This is a genomic window from Paenibacillus rhizoryzae (assembly GCF_059686995.1).
On the sequence record NZ_JCAALT010000003.1, the window covers coordinates 512721 to 533531 of the forward strand.

The window sequence follows — 20811 nt, forward strand, 5'->3', positions numbered from 1 at the left end:
ACAGTGAGGTGAAATCGTGAACGAGAAATTTGCCCAGTATCGAGCTAAGGTTGCTCAATATTGGAATGCAATGGAGAAGAGACAGAAGATTTGGCTGGGAGCCTCGGTTGGCGTACTCGTCCTAACAATTGTATTACTAACTATGATTTTCTCGAGGGTAAGTTATGAAGTCGCGTTTCGCGATTTGGATAGTACGGATGCTGCGGCTGTAATGGAATACTTGGACACGAACAAAATTCCTTACAAGCTTGAAAACGGCGGACAAAGCATTCTGGTTCCGACGGCGGATGCCGCAAAGGTCAAGATCGAAGCAGGCTCGCAGGGAATCGTTCGCAACGGTTCGATCGGACTCGACATTTTTAATGATACGAACTCCATGTTCGGTTCTACGGATCGTGAATTTGATGTCAAATTAAGAAACGCGTTGAACGGAGAAATTCAGCAGCTTCTTAACGGGATGCAAGGCGTTCAGAAATCGAATGTTCTTGTGACGATACCGAACGAATCTCCATTCATGACTGAAGAAGAGAAAGAGCAGTCTTCTGCAGCAATAACAATGACTTTCCGTCCGGGCTATCGACCGAGTCAGAAAGAAGTTGACGGCTACTATAACTTGGTGAAAAGCTCGATTCCTAATATCAAGATCGACAACATTACCATTTCAAGCCCCGAAGGCGAGCTTCTTGCATCGGATGAGATCGGCGGCGCAGCTTCAGGCGGAGATCTAATTGAGACACACTACCAGCTGCAGCGCAAATACGAGAATGATCTTAAACAAAAGATTCAAACTTTCCTAGCTCCGATGGTCGGGATGGAAGATCTCGTAGTTAATGTTTCCAGCTCACTGAACTTCGAGAAGAAGGTTTCGGATCAGAATCTAGTGAGACCACTGGAGAACAATAATAATAACGGCATCGTTTTAAGTGAAACGGAGAATAACAAAACCGCGACCGGCGCAGGTGGAGCAGGCGGAGTTGCAGGGACCGGCGAAACAGATGTTCCGGGGTACACAGCAGATCAAGGAGCTGGCGGCACCTCAGAAGAAAACAATCGGATAACAAACTATGATTATGATAAGATTCATAACCAAATCGAGTCTGGGCCATACGCCATTAAGGACTTATCTATTAGTATCGGCGTAGAGAAGAGTAAACTTAATGACGATTCGAAAAATGATATTAATAATTTCCTAACAAATTTGGTTCGTTCCCAATTGGTAGAGTCAGGCCAAGATGTAAATGATGACGTGTTAATGGCCAAAAAGGTTTCCATTATGGCGCAGACATTTGTTGACAATGGCAGTGCTTCTACTTCTGCAATCTTATCAACAGGTTGGTTAACTGCAATCGGACTTGCTGCACTAGCTATCATTGGCGGACTTGGTTATGTCGTTGTAAGACGTCGCAAGCAAGCAGCGCAAGCAGAAGAACTTGCAGCCAATCAGGCGAAAGTCGAATATCCGACAATCGATTTGGAAACTGTCCAAAACGAAAGTCAAGTACGCAAGCAGCTTGAAACACTTGCCAAGCGCAAGCCTGAGGAATTTGTTAATTTGCTCCGGACTTGGCTTGTTGATGAATAGAGGTGGCCAGGGTGGCAAGGATGCATGGATTCAGCGGTCGTCAGAAAGCGGCAATTTTATTAATCTCGCTCGGGCCTGAAGTTTCCGCTCAAATTTTCAAACATTTGAGAGAAGAAGAAATTGAACAGCTGACGCTGGAAATCGCGAATGTCCGCAAGGTTGATACGCTGGACAAAGAAACGATTTTAAACGATTTTCATCAAATCTGTGTTGCACAAGAATATATTTCGCAAGGCGGTATTACCTATGCTCGAGAAATTTTGGAGAAGGCGCTTGGCGAAAGCAAGGCAATGGAAGTTATCAACCGTTTAACTGCCACATTGCAAGTTCGTCCGTTCGATTTTGCCCGCAAGGCGGAGGCGAGCCAAATTCTCAACTTCATACAGAACGAGAATTCGCAAACGATCGCATTGGTGCTTTCTTATTTGCAAGCGGAGCAAGCTTCTCAAATTCTTTCTTCGTTACCGCAAGAGAAGCAAGCTGAAGTTGCCCGTCGTGTCGCACTTATGGATAGCACTTCGCCAGAAGTCATTTCGCAAGTGGAACGCATACTCGAACAGAAACTATCAGCTACCGTTACTCAAGATTACACAAGTGCAGGCGGTATTGAATCAATTGTTCAAATATTAAATGGCGTCGATCGGGGTACCGAGCGTACCATCTTGGATGCGCTTGAGATTCAAGATCCGGAACTTGCAGAAGAAATCAAGAAAAGAATGTTTGTCTTCGAAGATATCGTCAATATCGACAATCGCTCCATCCAGCGTATTATCCGTGATATCGAGAATGCCGACCTACAGCTTGCGCTTAAAGTTGCGAGCGAAGAAGTACGTGAAGCTATCTTCCGCAACATGTCCAAACGTATGGCTGAGACGTTCAAGGAAGAGATGGAATACATGGGACCTGTCCGGCTGCGTGACGTTGAGGAAGCTCAAACGCGCATCGTAGCAACGATCCGTAGACTCGAAGAGTCCGGTGAAATCATCATCGCCCGCGGTGGAGGGGATGATATCATTGTCTAAGTTGTACAAATCTTCGCATGTCATTTCCGTAGAAGATGTAAAGCGGCTTGAATGGTATAACAAGTATATTCAAACGCCGGCTCCTGACGAACAGCAAAGCGAGCCTGCAGGGCCAAGTGTTGAAACACTTACCATGCGAGATCAAATCCTTGACGATGCCGAACAATTCGCTAAGCAGCGAATTCAAGAGACTGGCGAGCAAATTGAGATCATGCACGCAGAGGCCAACGCTCAAATCGACCAGTGGTGGTTGGAACGTCGTCTGCAGGATGAACAGCTGATGGAACAAATCCATCATGAGGGTTTCCAGCAGGGCTACCAAGAAGGCAAGGCACAAGCCGAAGCGGATGTGCAAGCGCACTGGGAAGTGATGCTGACTGAAGCCAGATCGATTCTCGATTCTGCCTATGACACAAAGGAACAAATCATTCAAGAAGCGGAACCGTTCGTCGTTGCGCTCAGCACGGCAATTGCAGAGAAGATCATTCAGAAGCAATTGACGATTGATCCGAATTGGTCGCTTGATATTATTCGTAAGTCGCTCGAGCGTCGCAGAGAGCAAGGCGTGATCACATTGTGCGTTTCACCTCTGCAGCTTACGTTCGTACAAGCCGCTCGTGAAGAATTATCGCTGGTGATAGATTCTCAAGCTGAATTGCAAATTGTGCCGGATGTTTCGGTCAAGGAATTCGGTTGTGTGATCCGTTCTTCCTTTGGCAGCATCGATGCACGAATTGATACTCAGTTGACTGAAATAAAACGTGAACTCATCCAATTAGCGCATCAAGCGGATGAACAAGGAGCAACTGATGACTACTAATAGGTTGGATGTAGAACGCTACATTGAACATTTACGTCCAATTGATCCTGTTCGCGTCAATGGTAAGGTCACACAGGTTATCGGGTTGACCGTAGAATCAGAAGGTCCGGATGCCAGCATCGGCGATGTTTGCTTGATCTATCCGGCAAAGTCTACTAAACCACTTAAGGCTGAGGTAGTAGGTTTCCGTAATAACAAGGTTATTCTAATGCCGCTGGGAGAGCTTCAATCCATTGGACCCGGCTGCGATGTAGTGGGTACAGGCAAACCATTAACGGTGCAGGTTGGTTCCGATTTGCTTGGCAAAGTGTTAGATGGTCTCGGACAGCCGTTAGACGGTTCTTATATCTCGAGCCGAATGCCACATCACTCTACTCATAATCTGCCGAGCAATCCACTTTCGAGACCGAGAGTAAAAGATCCGCTCAGTATTGGTGTTCGAGCGATCGACGGCTTGTTAACCGTAGGTCAAGGCCAGCGAGTTGGTATTTTTGCAGGCTCCGGCGTAGGGAAGAGTACGCTTCTCGGTATGGTCGCAAGAAACACTTCAGCTGACGTCAACGTAATTGCATTAATCGGTGAGCGTGGACGCGAAGTGCTCGAGTTCATGGAGAAGGATCTTGGTCCAGAGGGACTCGCTCGCTCCGTAGTCATTGTTGCTACTTCAGATCAACCGGCACTCATCCGAATCAAAGGCGCGCTTATTGCAACGACCATTGCGGAATACTTCCGTGACCGTGGTCTGAATGTAATGCTCATGATGGATTCCGTCACCCGTTATGCAATGGCATTGCGTGAGGTCGGACTAGCCATCGGCGAACCGCCTGCAACGAGAGGCTACACGCCGTCGGTGTTTGCAAACCTGCCTAAGCTGCTAGAACGTGCTGGAACAGGTGAACGAGGCTCAATTACAGCATTCTATACCGTCCTCGTTGATGGTGACGATATGAATGAGCCTATTGCCGACGCTGTTCGCGGTATTCTGGACGGACATATCGTACTCAGCCGTGCTTTAGCACATAAAGGTCATTTTCCTGCGATCGACGTACTTCAATCGATTAGCCGGGTTATGAAGGAAATTGTGCCGGAAGAGCAGCAAGAGGCTGCTAATGAACTGAAACGTTTGCTCTCAATTTATAAAGATTCGGAAGACTTGATCAATATTGGGGCGTACCAACGAGGTTCTAACGAAAAAATTGATCAAGCCATCGATTCTATCGACAATATCTGGTCTTTTACGCGACAGAAAACGAACGAAAAGGTTGGCTATGAGGAATCAAAAGAGAGGCTCATTCACGAATTTCATGCCTCAAACGGGAGATGAACTAGCTAGATGGCACGATTTCGTTACGCCTATCAAAAAATCGTCGACTTAAAAACAAGCGAGAAATCGCAAGCGGAATGGCAATTATCCGTTGTCGTAGGTGAGCTTCAGCATGAGGAACAATCTCTCTTAAAGCTTCATCGGGATCGAGCAGAATGGAGCGACCGTTTGCAGCTTTCATCGAATCAGGCGGTGACGCTCTCGGAGCTTATGGTAATCCAAGAGTACATCGATTATCTGGATCTTTGCATTAAACGGAAAATGATGGATATCAAGAAAGCTGAAGCTGCCGTCGAAGTCAAACGGAATGAATTGTCTGAACGAATGAAAGACGAGAAGGTATGGCAGAAATCGAAGGATAATGCGCGTCAGCGTTTCCAAGCCGATATGTTGCTTATCGAGCAGAATGAGCTTGATGAAATGGCATCTGTTCGTTTCATGTACGCAGCGCACTAACAGTTGAGACGTTTTGCGAATCGGGAGCCAATACCCGAGGGAGGGACTTATTTTGGCGGATTTGGATATGGAGAAGCAAGGCTACAGCGGGTTTGAACGGTTTATGTTTTTTGTCACACCGATCTTGTTTACGCTCATACTGCTTGGCGTACTGGTCACACTGTTTAATTTCGACTTGCGAAATAAGGCACTTGAAATTGGGAATACCGTTCCCTTCTTAAATAAAGTGCTGCCGGAGCCTGCAACTGATGAGAATTCAGCTGTTGTGGATGAAGGTAAAATCAAATCGGAAAATACGACAGCTAAGATTAGCGAGCTGAGAGCGCAATTGACCGTGAAAGAAACCGAGCTTAGCAAGGCTGCAGATGAGAAAACGAGATTATCGCTGCAGCTTAAAGATTTACAAGCTCAAGTAGAGCAGCTTAAGCAAGAGGGTACGAAGAAGGCGCTGGACGATGCAGAGTACCAGAACAACATCAATGAGCTTGCAGCCATGTATGGCAAGATTACGCCGAGCAAAGCGGCCCCAATCCTCGAAAGCATGGAGATGGATGAAGCCGTTCTCGTAATGGATGCTATGAAACCGGATGATCGCGTTCGAGTACTAGAGAAGATGAATCCGAAGAAAGCGGCCGAGGCAACGGTTAAGCTGAAAGATGTGAAGACCGCAAAGGATCGTCAGATCGCCGCGCTTCAAGCCAGAATCAAGAAACAAGATTCTGCAGTTGCCCAACCGGAGATCGTACTTAGCAAAGCACAGCTCAACACTACTTTCTCGACTATGGATCCGGCAAGTGCCGGAGAGTTGCTGCTAAAGATGGCAGATGTGAGCCCAAGTAAAGTGCTTCGTATTCTAAACGCAGTAGATGATGCGTCACGCTCTAAGATTATTGCGGAGATGTCGGGATTGAACAAAGACATTACGGCACAATTGGTTTCAAAGCTCATGCTAGGCAAATAATGCTGTTTGCCGAAGGAGGTGAAATAAATAATGCAAATGCCAGTATCAATTGCTTCTTCCAGCGTTAATGCTCCAACTGCGGTATCAGGTACAGCTTCTGGTAAAGGGACTGAAGGTAATGAGTTTAACCAGACCTTAGTTCAGACGCTTGCCGGTAATGGAGCAGGTTCAACTTCTGCACAACCTTCCAAAGATGCAGCCGTTGTTTCTCAGTTACCGGTAAATACCCTGGCATCACTATTAGGCGACAATGTATCGTCTACCGAGTTGCTTGCAGCCATCGAAGAGCTTCTAAAGAAGCTTGATGATGCAGACAGTGAGGATTTGGCTCAAACGACAACGGAAAGCAGTTTGGGCGATGCTTTGGTGCAATTAGACAATCTGTTGAGCATGCTTTCCGGTATGCCATCCGTACAGCCCGTACTTCCGCTTACCGGAAATCAAACTGCGGACATTGGCAATCAAGTCGAAGGCGATTCAGCTGGTGGGATCAACCAACTGCTTAGTATCATGGCAGGCATGATGAATGGTCAAGCGTTAGCTGCCAACATGCAAGGTCAAGCAGCACAAACGACATCAGATGCTTCTAGCAAAGAGTCGGTGAATGTTGAAGCGATCTCCGCATTGAAATCAGGCTTACAAGATGCATTATCTGACCTGCGGTCACTCTTGCAGAAGCAAAAAGGGAACGCGGCAGAGCGTGAACAAAACGTAGTGGTTAGCAAGCAGCTGATTGCAATCGAACAATTAATCAATGGGAAGAAATCGGAGCCGGCAACGGTCTCGGGAACACAACCATCCGAGCAATCGAACGAGATTGATTCCATCCGTGCTCTGCAAACGACGACTGTATCCAACAATCATCTTCAGCGCATGGCACACCAATTACTACATATAGGATTAGTGAAAACTACGGCAAAGCCTGAAGCTACACAGGGTGAGGTTGAGTCATCGCAGCCGCTTACGGAGCCAAGCAACATTAATCTAGGTCTATTAGCTGGTAATCAAGAGTTGCAGCGCCAAGCGATAACGGCTTCGAAGCAGCAGATTCAACAGCCTGTTCCGATCCAGCAATTCGTTTCAACCATTCAAAAGATGGTTGTGGGTCAGTTTAATGTAACGGCAAGCAATGGCATGTCCAATGCGCAATTGACGCTATTCCCAGAGCATCTCGGCCAAGTGAATGTCAATATTTCGATGCATAACGGTACACTCACGGCCCAGTTCGTAGCAGATACTGTAACTGCCAAGGATATGCTGGAAAATCAAATGGCACAGCTTCGTTCCACGCTGCAAGCGCAGGGGATGCAAGTTGAGAAGCTCGAGGTAACGCAATCATCTATACTGCCGAACATGTTCCAAGACCGTCAAGGGCAAAGCGGAAGAGAACAAGGAACTTCCAAACGTCAATCCAGCGATGAAACGATCGGAGAGATCGACTTTGATTCAGGGCTGGAAGAAGTAACGATGGAACAAGCGGTTGACCGTGATCTAGGCCTAGGCCGAGGTATTCATACGAGAGCATAACCTTTCGCGGTTATGGATGATTACGATGAACCTACAGATCGGAGGTGACGAGAAAAATGTCCGGTGATAATATTTCTACCCGCAACGTTTGGCCTTATTACAGTGCCAGCAATGTCCAAGCAGCAGCTGAGAAGAAAGCGGACACTTCCCTTGGCAAAGATGATTTTCTGCGGATTCTTGTAACGCAGCTGCAAAATCAAGACCCCATGCAGCCATTACAGGACAAGGATTTCATCGCGCAGATGGCGCAATTCTCTTCAGTCGAGCAGCTGGTAAACATGTCAGATCAATTAACGATGCTCCGTCAGAACCTGGGCATGGCTTCCAGCATGATCGGCAAGGAAGTTCAGTGGTATGAATACGCCAATACCGGTGAGATGCTTGCTGTAACTGGAAAAGTGGATTCTATTATTATTAAAGATAAAGCGCAATATGCAAGAATCGGTGATAAAGATATAAAGCTGGATGACATCGTATCGATCGCTGATCAAGGCGGTGAAAATACGAATGGATGATATCTTGAAGATCGGCCATTTACGCCTTACCGGGAATAGTCAGCTCCGTAAACCGAACCAGCAAGAAAGCGCAGCAGCGAGTACGGCAACTTTTAAAGAAGTGTTGGACCGCAATGTGCTTAAATTCAGCAATCATGCCGAGTTACGCATGGCGCAGCGCGGCATAACGTTCAAACCCGAAACGCTATCCAAAATCGTGAACGCAATCGATCAGGCTGCCGCAAAAGGTGCGAAAGATTCGCTGGTTGTATATCGCGACATCGCGATGATTGTCAATGTTCCAACTCGTACTGTCATCACTGCAATGGACGGAAATTCACTCCAAGGCAATGTATTCACCCAAATCGACAGTGCAGTCATTGTTTCTTAATCGGCTGGACCTTCATATTGGAAGCCGAAGAGTCGTGGATCGACTGAAGCGACTCACACGATTGACTTCTTTGCAAGGCAGATTAACTGTACTTACACCACTAGGAGGTTAACAATTCATGTTAAGATCAATGTACTCCGGCGTATCCGGCATGCGTGGTTTTCAAACGAAGCTTGACGTCATCGGTAACAATATTGCGAACGTAAATACGGTAGGCTTTAAAGCAGGCCGTGTCATGTTCAAGGATATTCTAAGCCAAACGGTCTCCGGCGTTACGCGTCCGGAAGAAGGAACGACTGGCGGCGTCAATGCAAAGCAAGTGGGCCTCGGTGTTGCGATTGCATCCATTGATACAATTCACACACCGGGTAGTGCAATGACAACAAACGTGCCGACCGATGTTCGTATTGATGGTGATGGATTCTTCGCGGTTTCTCCATCGGCAGACGGTGCTGAAGCGCCTTATCTGACTCGCGCAGGTAACTTCACGCTCGATGCAGCAGGCCAACTTGTTAATGGCGACGGCATGTTTGTACTAGATTCTAATGGCGGCCCGATTGTACTTGATCCAGGTGAGGTTAAATCCTTTACAATCTCACAGGATGGTTCGATTATTTCGGTTGGAGCAGACGGTCAAAGCCAGCCATCTGGTTTCCAGCTCGGCGTCGTGAAAGTTACGAACCCGAACGGACTTGAGAAAATCGGAGGCAACCTTTACCGGATGACGCCAAACGCGAATGTTGACGGTGAAGTGGTCATGACTACAGCCGGCGACGCTGAAGCAGGTACCGGAGCAATTATCGCAGGTCAGCTCGAGATGTCGAATGTTGATTTGACCTCTGAATTTACCGAAATGATTGTCGCACAACGTGGATTCCAAGCTAACTCACGGATCATTACAACTTCTGATGAGATTTTGCAAGAGGTTGTTAACTTGAAACACTAGTGAATAACCGTAGGGGAGGCCTACCTGCCTCCCCGCTAGTTTAAGGAGGAAGTCCATGATCGCAGTAAAGCGTTTGAATGGAAAGACATTACATATTAACGCGCTCTTGATTGAGCAAGTTGAAGAAACACCGGATACATTGATTACCTTAACAACCGGAAAAAAATTACTGGTATTGGATAAGGCCGATGAAGTTATTGCCTCCATACAGTCGTATCTTCGCAGTATAGGCGTTTATGCGGCTACCATAAAGAGTGAACATTCGGAGGGACCCTCGACATGAAAAAAATGCTGCCCTGGCTGATTACCATTTTACTAGCGATCACACTAATTGCTATCGTAGCTGTTATTTTGTACAACTCACTTATGGGTGGGGATGATCCGAAGGACGCTGTTGGCAAAGCGGCAAATAATGCAGAAGCCGTAAAGGTGGTCAAGCTTACTGCGGATGAACGGGTTAAATTAACCAGTGAAATTGCGGATATTAAAACAAACCTGGCGGACCCGGAATACATCGCGGTACTTGGGCTTGCTTTTCAATTAGATGAGAAATCGACGAAAGAAGATTTCGATAAAATTAAAGATATCCAAATCAAACCGATCATTATTCGTACATTATCTGACATGAAGCCGGATCAAGTTAAAGGTTCTGCCGGTAAAGACGAGCTGTGCGCGAAGCTGCTGAATTTGATCAATCAGGAGCTGCCGGAAGGCAAGCTCATTAAGGTAGAGGTAACCAACTTTATCGTGACGACGCTGTAGTCATTAGTTTGCAACATGACGCATTCCTTGAAGGGGGTGAAATAATTGGTTGATGTTCTGTCGCAGAACGAGATTGATGCGTTGCTCGCTGCTTTATCATCCGGTGAAATGGATGCTGAAGAATTAAAAAAGGAAGAGACGCAGAAGAAAATTCGTGTATATGAATTCAAACGTGCGGTCCGTTTCTCGAAGGATCATATCCGAAGCTTAACTCGGATACACGAAAACTTCGCGCGATACTTGACCACCTATTTCTCAGCACAGCTTCGTACATTCGTACAAATTAGTGTTGTTCAAGTTGAACAGCTGCCCTATGACGAGTTTATCCGCTCCATTCCCAAGATGACGATTCTAAACATTTTCGAAGCGGAGCCGTTAGAAGGCAGGATGGTGCTTGAGGTTCATCCGAACGTTGCCTATGCGATGTTGGATCGATTACTGGGAGGACAAGGTCTGGCGCCTTCCAAGATCAACGCACTGACCGAAATCGAAACGAACATTATGGAGCGAATATTCAGCAGGGCGTTTGAGAGCTTACAAGAGGCTTGGAAGACAATTATTGATATTTCGCCTCGGATGGAAGCACTTGAAACGAATCCACAGTTTATGCAGATCGTTTCACCGAACGAAACCATCGCGCTCATATCGCTGAGTACGAAGATTGGCGATACAACCGGGATGATTAACTTATGTATCCCGCACGTTGTAATCGAACCGATCATGCCTAGACTGTCCGTACACCATTGGTTCGTGTCGCAGAAGAAGACAAGGGCTCCTGAGGAAGTAGAGGTCCTGAAGCAGCGTGTGAGCAAAGCTAGGCTGCCAATCGTATGTGAGCTTGGTCAGTCCAGCATTTCGATTCGAGAGTTTTTGGGACTTTCGGTGGGAGATGTCATATCGCTCAGTAAACCAATAGATCAAGGACTTGATATCAAAGTCGGGGATAAGCTGAAATTTATCGGAAGCCCAGGATCGATTAAAGATCGTATGGCCGTTCAAATTGATGAAATCCTCACTGAAGGAGTGGAAGAAGAGTATGACGAGTAAAGATTACTTATCTCAAGAAGAAATCGATGCCTTGCTGCGTCAGACTTCCGATGAGGCTGAGATGCCGGAGTCGTTTAACCGGGAGCAGGAATTAAATAATTATCTGAGCTCAATCGAGCAGGATGCACTTGGTGAAATCGGCAATATAACATTCGGAAGCGCAGCAACAGCTCTTTCGACACTGCTTGGTAGAAAAGTAGATATTACAACTCCAAAAGTATCTTTGATCAAACGCAGTGAACTCGATAATGAGTTCCCTAAACCGCACGTAGCCGTATCAGTAAGCTATGTTGATGGTTTCCAAGGAATCAACTCACTCGTTATTAAAACAAAAGATGCACAGACCATTGCGGATTTAATGCTTGGCGGTGAAGGAAAGCTGCTTGGTTCAGAGTTGAATGAGATCCATATCAGCGCTGTGCAAGAAGCGATGAATCAAATGATGGGCTCATCTGCGACATCGATGTCTACCATCTTCAACCGCTTTGTAAACATCTCACCGCCGGGTATCGATATTTTGGATATTCATAGCGGTTCAGGCGTAGAGAAGCTCCCGCCGGACGATCTCTTCATTAAAGTATCGTTCCGTTTGGCTATCGGCGACTTGATTGATTCAACCATTATGCAGCTGCTGCCTATTTCTTTTGCAAAAGAGATGGTAGACACGCTGATGGGCGGAACTTCAGCTGCTGAACCTACACCGGCTCCAACACCTGTTCCAGCGCCAATACATACACCTGTAGCAGCTGCTCCAGTACCTGCTCCGGCACCTGTGCATACACCGCCTCCGGCCTATATACCGGAACCGCCGGCAGCTCATATGCCGCCTCCGGCAGCTTACATGCAGCCACCGATGCCGCAGCAGTATGCAGCAGCGCCGGTTGGGCCTCAAACTTATGGTGCCGCAGCGAGCCGCAATGTGAATGTGCAACCTGTACAATTCGCTAATTTCCAAGGCGCGCCGTATGTGCAGACAGATGATTCAAATTTAAATTTATTACTCGACATACCGCTTAAGGTCACAGTAGAATTAGGGAGAACTCAGAAGCAAATAAAGGATATTCTTGAGTTGTCGCAGGGGTCAATCATTGAGCTGGACAAGCTGGCAGGGGAACCGGTTGATATTTTGGTCAATAACAAGTTAATCGCCAAAGGCGAGGTTGTCGTTATCGATGAGAATTTCGGTGTTCGTGTCACTGATATCGTAAGCCAATGGGACCGTATTTCAAAATTACAATAACACCTTAGGGGGAAGAAAAGATGGCAAATCGCATTTTAATCGTAGACGACGCAGCATTTATGAGAATGATGATCCGCGACATACTTACAAAAAACGGATATGAAGTCGTAGGGGAAGCACAAGACGGTGCTCAAGCAATCGAGAAATACAAAGAATTGAAACCGGATCTTATTACAATGGATATTACGATGCCGGAGATGGATGGTATCGTAGCTTTGAAAGAAATCAAGAAAATCGATGGCAATGCAAAAGTGATTATGTGCTCCGCAATGGGACAACAAGCTATGGTTATCGATGCTATTCAAGCCGGCGCAAAAGACTTTATCGTTAAACCATTCCAGGCTGACCGCGTAATTGAAGCGATCAAGAAAACGCTAGGGTAATAGAATGAAGGTTTTAAAGAGTGTTCGACTTGCTGCTATGGCTGTCTCCGGCTGGCTTTTGACAGCAAGTCTCGCGTCAGCAGAGATTAGCGGTGATGAGGATAAACCGGTAATCGGGACGAGTATCGGGTATTACATCTGGGTCATCATTGCGCTCATGCTGGTCATCGGACTTATCATCCTCGTTATTAAGTGGCTTTCCGGTCGTAATCGTGGTTGGGGGACCAATCGAGCGCTTCGTTCATTAGGCGGCATTCCGCTTGGTCAGAATAAATCGCTGCAAGTGGTAGAGCTCTCCGGCAGAGTTTACGTTGTTGGTGTTGGTGAAGATATCACCCTGCTCGATAAAATCGATGATCCGGAAACGGCATCAGCAATTTTGGAAGCGATTGAACAACAGAACGGTCGCCATTGGAACACACCGACATTGACGGATGTTATCAGTCGATTCCGTAGAAGCAACAAAGCTGATGAGCCTACTAGCGAGCCTTGGCAAACTGCAACCTCATTCAAGGAACTGCTCAATAACGGGATGATGCGTCAGTCAGATCAGAAGCAGAAGGTTGAGGAACTGCTTAAAGAGCAAAATCAAAATGATCGGTTGTTGGATGAATGAAAAAGAAACTATTACTAGCGGCTGCTGCTTTTCAAGTGTTTACCCTATTGTTTCACGCTCATGCCTTTGCAGAGCCGCTGCCAAATGTAAGCGTAAGTATTGGAGACAGCGGCAGTGAAACCCCTGGTACGAGCGCGCTTTCCCTCTTATTGATGATAACCGTTCTAAGTGTGGCTCCGGCCATTCTCGTATTAATGACCAGCTTCACGAGAATTGTAATCGTTCTGGGTTTCGTCCGCACATCACTCGGAACGCAGCAAATGCCTCCGAATCAAGTATTGATCGGACTTGCCATGTTTCTCACGTTCTTCATCATGTCGCCGACTTTAGGGGCAGTTAATCAAGTGGCTCTTCAACCTTATCTCAAAGGTGAATTAACGCAAACGGAAGCGCTTAACAAGGCCGCTGTTCCAATGAAGACATTCATGATGAAGCAAACGAGAGATAAAGACTTACTTCTGTTTTTGAAATATACGAAGACAGAGAAGCCGAAGTCCATAGAGGATGTTCCAATTACGATTATGGTTCCGGCTTACGCGCTAAGCGAGCTTCGAACGTCATTTCAGATGGGCTTCATGATATTCATACCGTTTCTCATTATAGACATGGTAGTCGCCAGTACGCTAATGGCGATGGGGATGATGATGCTTCCACCGGTTATGATTTCACTGCCGTTCAAAATTTTATTATTCGTACTGGTAGATGGCTGGTACCTCATTGTCAAATCGTTACTATTAAGCTTTAATCCGTAGGTTCTGTCAGGAAGGAGTGCAAGCATGAGTACAGACTTCATCATTGCCTTGGCTGGACAGGCAGTATATACGGTTCTGAAAGCAAGTGCGCCAATGCTCTTAATCGGACTTGTAGTTGGACTGATCGTTAGTATTTTCCAAGCTACCACTCAGATTCAGGAGCAGACATTAGCATTCGTTCCTAAGGTGGCGGCCGTGTTGCTTTCCATCTTGCTGTTTGGGCCGTGGATATTGAATACGCTGGTCGATTTCACTTACAACCTGCTGAATAACTTGTATAAATACATCGGATAGGCTGTGGATCGATGGAGTTGTTTCTTCAAGGATTCCCTATTTTTTTGCTTATTTTTTGTCGAATAACAGCGTTTTTCGTCGTGGCGCCTATCTTTTCGACTCGAAATGTGCCGAATACGTTTAAATTGGGATTCTGTTTTTTTATATCGCTTCTCGTTTTCTTAACGTATGGTCTCAAACAAACCATTGTACCCGATGCTGACTATGTATTAGCGATCATTCGGGAAATATTAGCAGGTGCTTTGCTTGGGTTTGCAGCCTATCTGTTTTTTACGATTGTAAATACAGCGGGTAGTTTAATCGATATGCAAATGGGCTTTGGTATGGCGAACATCATTGACCCCATGACAGGTGCTTCGGCGCCGCTCATTGGCAACTTCAAAGGAATGATCGCAACCCTCGTCTTCTTATCGATTAATGGTCATCATTACTTGATTTCCGCTTTACTGCAAAGCTACGAATGGGTTCCGTTAACGAACACGCTGTTTGCCCACGTCAGTAGCGGGAGCATATCCAGCTATTTGATCGGAATGTTCGGGCAAACATTTATGCTAGCCGTTCAGATGTCAGCACCATTGGTTGTCGCGATGTTCTTAACGGACGTTGGACTTGGATTTCTTGCGCGGACAGCGCCTCAGTACAATGTATTTGTAATCGGGATCCCGATCAAAATTTTAGTCGGCTTTCTCATGTTGGCTGTTATGATGCCGGGTTTGGTAGTCCTGTATGAGCACTTGTTTGAACAGATGTTCACTGCCATGCGGAAGCTATTCGACATTTTACAAGGTCCTGCAGCTTAGGTAGGAGGCAGTAATTATGGTTAACTATCGTTGGACGCTCGATTTACAGATGTTCAATGGTGAAAAAACAGAGCGTGCAACACCGAAGAAGAGGCAGGATGCTCGTAAGAAAGGCCAGACGGCCAAAAGCCAAGAAGTTCCGGCTGCTCTTATTCTATTCTTTATTTTTCTAAGCTTTATCATGATGGGTGATTACTATAAGGTTCGTCTGATGCGTATATTTGGCCTGATATTAGAACAGAAGCTGTTGATGCAAGTGACGACGGATAATATCATTGCATTGTTTTCGGATTTAATGATGCAGGGCTTCATGTTATTGGCGCCAATATTTGCGATCACGGTACTTATCGCGATATTGGGCAATTACGCACAGATCGGAATTATGTTTACCGGTGAGCCGCTTATGATGAAGTTCAGTAAAATCAGTCCTCTAAAAGGCTTTAAACAAATTTTCTCCATGCATTCTGTAGTCGAGTTTGTGAAAAATATTTTGAAACTGCTTCTCATTGGATTCATGGTCTATTGGATTCTGTGGGGCGAACTGGATGTCATTATGCAGCTCGCGACGGTTTCGATTGGCGGTATCTTTAGCCTCATTGCAAGAATTACGATAAAGCTTGGTTTATATATTGGTGCAATCCTTGCTGTATTAGCGATTTTCGATTACATGTACAAGCGATATGAACACGAGAAGAGCTTGAAGATGTCTAAGCAAGATATCAAGGACGAATATAAGAAATCCGAAGGTGATCCGCTCATAAAAGGGAAGATCCGGGAGCGGCAGCGCAGGATGGCTCTGCAACGAATGATGCAGGATGTACCTAAAGCTGACGTCGTCATCACCAATCCTATTCACTTCGCCATTGCCATTCAATATGAAGGATCAAAAATGGATGCTCCTAAAGTAATCGCAAAAGGAATGGATTTTGTGGCCCTTCGCATCAAAGATGTGGCAAAGGAGCATGGCGTCATAATGATGGAAAATAGGCCGCTTGCCAGAGCGTTATACGATCGAACGGAAATCGGTGATACGGTTCCCGTTGACCTATTCCAGGCTGTGGCGGAAGTACTGGCATATGTATATAAGCTCAAAAAGAAAGTGAAATAATCTACATTTACCTATGGAGGAGGGAACGTCATGAAGGCTAGAGACCTGACCATATTAATCGGGATCATCGGCATCGTTCTTATGATGGTCATTCCGATTCCACCAGCTTTACTTGACGTGCTCCTAATAGTCAACATTTCAGTTGCGCTCATGATTTTGCTCATAGCTATGAATACGCAAGATGCATTGGAATTTTCCATATTTCCGGCATTGCTGCTCATCACAACCTTGTTTCGATTAGCCTTAAACGTTTCAACCACACGGAACATCCTTCAGCATGCACATGCCGGTAAGGTAGTAGCAACTTTCGGTAATTGGGTAGCCGGCGGCCAAATCGCAATTGGTTTCGTTGTCTTTCTAATCCTTGTAGTTGTTCAGTTCCTCGTTATCACGAAAGGCTCGGAACGTGTCGCTGAGGTAGCCGCAAGGTTTACATTGGATGCGATGCCCGGTAAACAGATGAGTATCGATGCCGACTTGAATGCCGGCCTCATCAACGAAGTACAGGCCAGAGAGCGTCGTCAAAAAATCGAACGTGAAGCCGATTTCTACGGATCGATGGATGGTGCCAGCAAATTTGTTAAAGGGGATGCCATTGCATCCATCATCATTCTCATTATTAACCTTCTTGGCGGATTTGTAATCGGGATGTCGATTCATGGCATGAGTTTTTCGGATTCGTTACATACGTTCTCCGTTCTGACGATTGGTGACGGACTAGTCAGCCAAATTCCTGCCCTATTGATTTCAACGGCTACCGGTTTAATCGTCACGCGTGCTGCATCCGATGGAAACTTGGCCCATGATGTTACTTCGCAGCTGTTTCGTTATCCGAAGCTGCTCTACATTGTAGCAGGTACGATCACGCTGCTTGGAGTTGGAACGCCAATCGGTCCGATTGCGACGCTGCCTTTTGCAGCTATGATTTCGTATGGAGCCTACAGGATGCAAAAATCGCTTACGAAGGAACAAGAAGCGCAAGAGCTTCTTGTGGAAGAACAGGAAATTGAAGAAGTTCGAAGCCCTGAAAGTGTAATCAGTTTGCTGCAGGTTGATCCGATCGAATTTGAATTTGGTTACGGTCTCATCCCACTTGCCGATACGCAGCAGGGCGGCGATTTGCTGGATCGGATTATCATGATTCGCCGGCAATGTGCGCTTGAACTCGGGCTTGTTGTACCGGTTATCCGAATTCGAGATAATATCCAGCTTAAACCGAATGAATACATAATTAAGATTAAAGGCAATACAGTAGCGCGCGGCGAGCTTCTGCTCAATCATTACCTTGCGATGAGCCCGGGCTTTGAAGATGATTCGGTTATTGGTATTGAGACAGTTGAGCCAGCCTTCGGCTTACCGGCCATTTGGATAGATGAGGCTACAAAAGAGAGAGCAGAGCTGACAGGCTATACGGTTGTGGACCCTCCATCTGTTGTCGCAACTCATCTGACCGAGCTCATAAAACGTCATGCGCATGAGCTTATCGGGCGGCAAGAGACGAAAGCACTTGTGGACAATGTTAAGGATTCTTACCCTGCATTGGTTGACGAACTCATTCCATCTATTCTAAATATCGGCGAAATTCAGAAGGTGTTGTCCAAGCTGCTTCGTGAGAAAGTTTCTATTCGCGACATGGTAACGATATTCGAAGCACTCGCCGATCATGGAACCTATACGAAGGATACGGATATTCTGACCGAATATGTTCGCCAGGCCTTGTCAAGACAAATTACACAGCAATTCTCCCATAATGGGGACACTCTTCGCGTCATAACAGTGGGACCAACGCTGGAGAAGAAGATTGCAGAATCGGTACAAAGCTCGGAGCAAGGCAGTTACTTGGCTCTAGACCCGGTATCGACTCAGACCATCTACCAGAAGTTGAATGAACAAGTCAATAAACAAATTCAATCCGGCAATCAGCCGATCGTGCTCACATCACCTACTATTCGCATGTATTTAAGACAAATCGTGGAACGTACCATGCAGGATGTTCCGGTTCTATCTTACAGCGAGCTCGAACCTAGTATTGAAGTACAAAGCATTGGAGTGGTGAATCTATGAAGGTAAAGCGTTATGTGGTCAATGCATTACCCGAAGCGCTGCCGATGATTCGCAATGAGCTTGGTGTAGATGCCATTATTCTGAATACGAAGGAGATTCGGGTTGGCGGATTTCTTGGTATGTTCGGCAAGAAGAAAACCGAAGTGATTGCGGCAGTCGAAGCGGGAAGCAAAGCACCGACACCTAAGTCGCCTTCGCGCCCCCAAGCGGCGAAACAGCCTACTGTCTCAGCGACAACGATGGCTTCGATTACATCAATGGCTGCAACTGCTGTAGCCGAACGGCAAGCCAATAAAGACAAACTTGCCAAACCGGAAGTAGCGGCTCAACTAGCACCTGAACTATCAGAGTTGCCTCGTGTCACCTCATCTGCGGCATATGAGCCTAGATTACCTGCACAACAGCAGCAAACCAGCGCGGAGAATCGCAAGCCTCGAATGTCAGAAGATGAATTGATTTCAGAGATTCGGGATATGAAGCATTGGATTGTCAAAATGTCCAAGCAGCAGAAGCTAGAGACAAGACCTGAAGCATTGCAAGCTTTATATGATCGACTTCTTGATCAAGAAGTCAGTCAGAAGCTGATTGACAAACTAATTGAAGAAATCGAAGAAGAGCTGGAAGCTTCTGATTTTTCAAGTCGGACGACTCCCGTTGATCGATTGACGGTATGGCGCATTGCTGAACGGATGCTGCTAGACTGGCTCAAAGATTTTGAAGCAAGTGTCATTGGAAGAGATACGCAGGTTATCCATTTCGTTGGGCCAACCGGTGTTGGGAAGACGACATCTATTGCTAAACTGGCTGCCGAGCAAACGTTAAAGTCGGGTCGTAGAGTCGGATTCATCACTTCCGATACTTATCGCATCGCCGCAGTCGATCAATTGAGAACGTACGCTACGATTCTGAATGTACCTCTTGAGGTCGTGTTCTCTCCATCGGAAGTAGCAAGAGCCTTCAAGCAGCTTGAAGACCGCGAGCTGATTTTTATGGATACAGCGGGACGGAACTTTCGCAACGAGCTTTATGTATCTGAAGTGAACAGCTTGCTTCAATCGGACCGACGTTCAGAAACATTCCTAGTGCTCAGCCTAACCGGCAAGTTTGCCGATATGTCGAGCGTCGCCGAGAATTTCGCGAAATACGGCATTGATCGCGTGCTGTATACGAAACAGGATGAGACCAACGCGTGTGGAGCCATTCTCAATTTGGCTTTGGAACAAGGACTCCGTCCCACTTACATTGCATACGGTCAAACGGTTCCTGACGATATTACGACGTTCAAGGTATCGAGTTACGTTTCGCAATTGTTGGGGGCTTCTCAATGATGACTGACCAGGCGGAAGCACTGCGAAATTTAGTGCGCAATCAAGAACAGAAGAATGAAGGACGCACGACCAAAGTCATTACGGTGACAAGCGGTAAAGGCGGCGTTGGGAAATCTAACTTTAGTCTGAATTTTTCACTCGCTCTGCAGCGGGTAGGGCAGAAGGTGCTCATTTTCGATGCTGATATTGGAATGGCCAATATCGATGTGTTAATGGGTGTGTCGTCGACCTACAACCTCTACCATCTCTTGAAACAAGAGAAAACGATTTGGGAGATTATTCAAGAGGGGCCGCAAGGGGTTCATTTTATTGCTGGCGGCTCGGGGTTTAAGGATCTTCTAGATTTATCGGCAGCACAGCTTGACTACTTCGCTGAACAAATTAGCAAGCTGCATGGTCAATATGATGTGATTCTGTTCGATACCGGGGCGGGGCTTTCCAAAGAAACGGTGAAGTTCATCACTGCAGCCCAGGAAACGATCGTCGTCACGACACCTGAACCGACCTCGATTACAGATGCTTATGCACTAATTAAGATGGTCACAGCAATGGAACATGACGTTAAATTTAAACTGATTGTGAATCGGGCCATCGATACAAAGGAAGGCAACGCAACCGCAGACAAAATCGGTCTTGTGGCACAGCGTTTTCTGAATATTGAACTGCCGGTGCTGGGCATATTGCCGGATGATCCAAATGTAACAAAGGCCGTAAAGAAACAAGTTCCATTCGCTATTGCCTATCCGGGTACCGAAGCGTCGAAATCGATCTTGGAAATTGCCAAACGATTCGTTGACGTACCTCTCACTCCTGCCGCCGCAAATAGCGGTGTCAAAGGATTTCTACATAAGATGTTCAGACTTTCATAATAATCCTTTGAATCGAGGAGGCACA

At 46.3% G+C, this 20811-nt stretch carries 23 protein-coding genes; all 23 read left to right on the forward strand.

Annotation, left to right across the window (positions count from 1 at the left end):
* Positions 1–16 precede the first annotated feature (16 nt).
* Positions 17–1582 (forward strand): flagellar basal-body MS-ring/collar protein FliF, encoded by a 1566-nt coding sequence (fliF, locus tag AC6ESO_RS11365; RefSeq protein ID WP_497091409.1) that lies wholly within the window; start codon positions 17–19, stop codon positions 1580–1582.
* Positions 1583–1602: 20 nt separating this feature from the next.
* Positions 1603–2604 (forward strand): flagellar motor switch protein FliG, encoded by a 1002-nt coding sequence (gene fliG / locus AC6ESO_RS11370; RefSeq protein WP_091218765.1) that lies wholly within the window; start codon positions 1603–1605, stop codon positions 2602–2604.
* Positions 2597–3424 (forward strand): FliH/SctL family protein, encoded by an 828-nt coding sequence (locus AC6ESO_RS11375; RefSeq protein ID WP_497091410.1) that lies wholly within the window; start codon positions 2597–2599, stop codon positions 3422–3424. The genes fliG and AC6ESO_RS11375 overlap by 8 nt, the downstream gene beginning before the upstream one ends.
* Positions 3414–4748, forward strand: coding sequence for a flagellar protein export ATPase FliI (fliI, locus tag AC6ESO_RS11380; protein ID WP_494819033.1), 1335 nt, complete (start codon positions 3414–3416; stop codon positions 4746–4748). Before AC6ESO_RS11375 ends, fliI begins: the two co-directional genes overlap by 11 nt.
* Before the next feature lie 9 nt (positions 4749–4757).
* Positions 4758–5204: a flagellar export protein FliJ gene (gene fliJ / locus AC6ESO_RS11385; protein ID WP_497091411.1), complete on the forward strand. Its 447-nt coding sequence runs from the start codon at positions 4758–4760 to the stop codon at positions 5202–5204.
* A gap of 52 nt (positions 5205–5256) precedes the next feature.
* Positions 5257–6165, forward strand: coding sequence for a MotE family protein (locus AC6ESO_RS11390; protein ID WP_497091412.1), 909 nt, complete (start codon positions 5257–5259; stop codon positions 6163–6165).
* A 30-nt stretch (positions 6166–6195) separates the two neighbouring features.
* Positions 6196–7692: a flagellar hook-length control protein FliK gene (locus AC6ESO_RS11395; RefSeq protein ID WP_497091413.1), complete on the forward strand. Its 1497-nt coding sequence runs from the start codon at positions 6196–6198 to the stop codon at positions 7690–7692.
* A gap of 56 nt (positions 7693–7748) precedes the next feature.
* Positions 7749–8207, forward strand: coding sequence for a flagellar hook capping FlgD N-terminal domain-containing protein (locus AC6ESO_RS11400; RefSeq protein WP_494819037.1), 459 nt, complete (start codon positions 7749–7751; stop codon positions 8205–8207).
* Positions 8200–8577 (forward strand): TIGR02530 family flagellar biosynthesis protein, encoded by a 378-nt coding sequence (locus AC6ESO_RS11405; RefSeq protein ID WP_497091414.1) that lies wholly within the window; start codon positions 8200–8202, stop codon positions 8575–8577. Before AC6ESO_RS11400 ends, AC6ESO_RS11405 begins: the two co-directional genes overlap by 8 nt.
* Positions 8578–8695: 118 nt before the next feature.
* Positions 8696–9523 carry a flagellar basal body rod protein FlgG gene (flgG, locus tag AC6ESO_RS11410; protein WP_497091415.1) on the forward strand — a complete coding sequence of 276 codons (828 nt, stop codon included), beginning with the start codon at positions 8696–8698 and terminating at the stop codon, positions 9521–9523.
* 55 nt (positions 9524–9578) lie between these two features.
* Entirely contained in the window at positions 9579–9806 is a 228-nt protein-coding gene (locus AC6ESO_RS11415) for a flagellar FlbD family protein (RefSeq protein WP_494819040.1), read from the forward strand.
* A complete protein-coding gene (locus AC6ESO_RS11420; protein WP_494819041.1) occupies positions 9803–10285 on the forward strand; it encodes a flagellar basal body-associated FliL family protein in 483 nt (160 codons plus the stop codon). The genes AC6ESO_RS11415 and AC6ESO_RS11420 overlap by 4 nt, the downstream gene beginning before the upstream one ends.
* Before the next feature lie 45 nt (positions 10286–10330).
* A complete protein-coding gene (fliM, locus tag AC6ESO_RS11425; protein ID WP_494819042.1) occupies positions 10331–11332 on the forward strand; it encodes a flagellar motor switch protein FliM in 1002 nt (333 codons plus the stop codon).
* Complete coding sequence (fliY, locus tag AC6ESO_RS11430) at positions 11322–12572, forward strand: flagellar motor switch phosphatase FliY (RefSeq protein WP_497091416.1); 1251 nt, start codon at positions 11322–11324, stop codon at positions 12570–12572. Before fliM ends, fliY begins: the two co-directional genes overlap by 11 nt.
* Positions 12573–12592: 20 nt before the next feature.
* Complete coding sequence (locus tag AC6ESO_RS11435) at positions 12593–12955, forward strand: response regulator (protein WP_090637619.1); 363 nt, start codon at positions 12593–12595, stop codon at positions 12953–12955.
* Positions 12956–12959: 4 nt separating this feature from the next.
* Positions 12960–13571, forward strand: coding sequence for a flagellar biosynthetic protein FliO (locus AC6ESO_RS11440; RefSeq protein ID WP_497091417.1), 612 nt, complete (start codon positions 12960–12962; stop codon positions 13569–13571).
* On the forward strand, positions 13568–14323 hold the full coding sequence (fliP, locus tag AC6ESO_RS11445) for a flagellar type III secretion system pore protein FliP (protein WP_497091418.1): 756 nt from the start codon (positions 13568–13570) through the stop codon (positions 14321–14323). The genes AC6ESO_RS11440 and fliP overlap by 4 nt, the downstream gene beginning before the upstream one ends.
* Before the next feature lie 24 nt (positions 14324–14347).
* Positions 14348–14617: a flagellar biosynthesis protein FliQ gene (fliQ, locus tag AC6ESO_RS11450; protein ID WP_091218725.1), complete on the forward strand. Its 270-nt coding sequence runs from the start codon at positions 14348–14350 to the stop codon at positions 14615–14617.
* An 11-nt stretch (positions 14618–14628) separates the two neighbouring features.
* Entirely contained in the window at positions 14629–15417 is a 789-nt protein-coding gene (fliR, locus tag AC6ESO_RS11455) for a flagellar biosynthetic protein FliR (protein ID WP_497091419.1), read from the forward strand.
* 16 nt (positions 15418–15433) lie between these two features.
* Positions 15434–16525, forward strand: coding sequence for a flagellar biosynthesis protein FlhB (gene flhB / locus AC6ESO_RS11460; RefSeq protein WP_497091420.1), 1092 nt, complete (start codon positions 15434–15436; stop codon positions 16523–16525).
* A gap of 30 nt (positions 16526–16555) precedes the next feature.
* Positions 16556–18589: a flagellar biosynthesis protein FlhA gene (gene flhA / locus AC6ESO_RS11465; protein ID WP_497091421.1), complete on the forward strand. Its 2034-nt coding sequence runs from the start codon at positions 16556–16558 to the stop codon at positions 18587–18589.
* The gene (gene flhF, locus AC6ESO_RS11470; RefSeq protein WP_497091422.1) at positions 18586–19917 is read left to right on the forward strand and encodes a flagellar biosynthesis GTPase FlhF; all 1332 of its coding nucleotides are present in this window, start codon (positions 18586–18588) and stop codon (positions 19915–19917) included. Before flhA ends, flhF begins: the two co-directional genes overlap by 4 nt.
* Positions 19917–20786, forward strand: coding sequence for a MinD/ParA family protein (locus tag AC6ESO_RS11475; protein WP_497091637.1), 870 nt, complete (start codon positions 19917–19919; stop codon positions 20784–20786). Before flhF ends, AC6ESO_RS11475 begins: the two co-directional genes overlap by 1 nt.
* Positions 20787–20811 lie beyond the last annotated feature (25 nt).

Excerpts from the sequence above, each read along its gene's own strand:
- AC6ESO_RS11440 (WP_497091417.1), top strand. The coding sequence starts at position 12,960 with ATGAAGGTTTTAAAGAGTGTTCGACTTGCTGCTATGGCTGTCTCCGGC.
- AC6ESO_RS11400 (WP_494819037.1), top strand. The coding sequence starts at position 7,749 with ATGTCCGGTGATAATATTTCTACCCGCAACGTTTGGCCTTATTACAGT.
- AC6ESO_RS11435 (WP_090637619.1), top strand. The coding sequence starts at position 12,593 with ATGGCAAATCGCATTTTAATCGTAGACGACGCAGCATTTATGAGAATG.
- flgG (WP_497091415.1), top strand. The coding sequence starts at position 8,696 with ATGTTAAGATCAATGTACTCCGGCGTATCCGGCATGCGTGGTTTTCAA.
- fliG (WP_091218765.1), top strand. The coding sequence starts at position 1,603 with ATGCATGGATTCAGCGGTCGTCAGAAAGCGGCAATTTTATTAATCTCG.
- AC6ESO_RS11395 (WP_497091413.1), top strand. The coding sequence starts at position 6,196 with ATGCAAATGCCAGTATCAATTGCTTCTTCCAGCGTTAATGCTCCAACT.
- flhF (WP_497091422.1), top strand. The coding sequence starts at position 18,586 with ATGAAGGTAAAGCGTTATGTGGTCAATGCATTACCCGAAGCGCTGCCG.
- AC6ESO_RS11420 (WP_494819041.1), top strand. The coding sequence starts at position 9,803 with ATGAAAAAAATGCTGCCCTGGCTGATTACCATTTTACTAGCGATCACA.
- fliI (WP_494819033.1), top strand. The coding sequence starts at position 3,414 with ATGACTACTAATAGGTTGGATGTAGAACGCTACATTGAACATTTACGT.
- fliQ (WP_091218725.1), top strand. The coding sequence starts at position 14,348 with ATGAGTACAGACTTCATCATTGCCTTGGCTGGACAGGCAGTATATACG.
- AC6ESO_RS11415 (WP_494819040.1), top strand. The coding sequence starts at position 9,579 with ATGATCGCAGTAAAGCGTTTGAATGGAAAGACATTACATATTAACGCG.
- AC6ESO_RS11405 (WP_497091414.1), top strand. The coding sequence starts at position 8,200 with ATGGATGATATCTTGAAGATCGGCCATTTACGCCTTACCGGGAATAGT.
- flhB (WP_497091420.1), top strand. The coding sequence starts at position 15,434 with ATGGTTAACTATCGTTGGACGCTCGATTTACAGATGTTCAATGGTGAA.
- fliP (WP_497091418.1), top strand. The coding sequence starts at position 13,568 with ATGAAAAAGAAACTATTACTAGCGGCTGCTGCTTTTCAAGTGTTTACC.
- flhA (WP_497091421.1), top strand. The coding sequence starts at position 16,556 with ATGAAGGCTAGAGACCTGACCATATTAATCGGGATCATCGGCATCGTT.
- AC6ESO_RS11475 (WP_497091637.1), top strand. The coding sequence starts at position 19,917 with ATGACTGACCAGGCGGAAGCACTGCGAAATTTAGTGCGCAATCAAGAA.
- fliJ (WP_497091411.1), top strand. The coding sequence starts at position 4,758 with ATGGCACGATTTCGTTACGCCTATCAAAAAATCGTCGACTTAAAAACA.
- fliY (WP_497091416.1), top strand. The coding sequence starts at position 11,322 with ATGACGAGTAAAGATTACTTATCTCAAGAAGAAATCGATGCCTTGCTG.
- fliR (WP_497091419.1), top strand. The coding sequence starts at position 14,629 with ATGGAGTTGTTTCTTCAAGGATTCCCTATTTTTTTGCTTATTTTTTGT.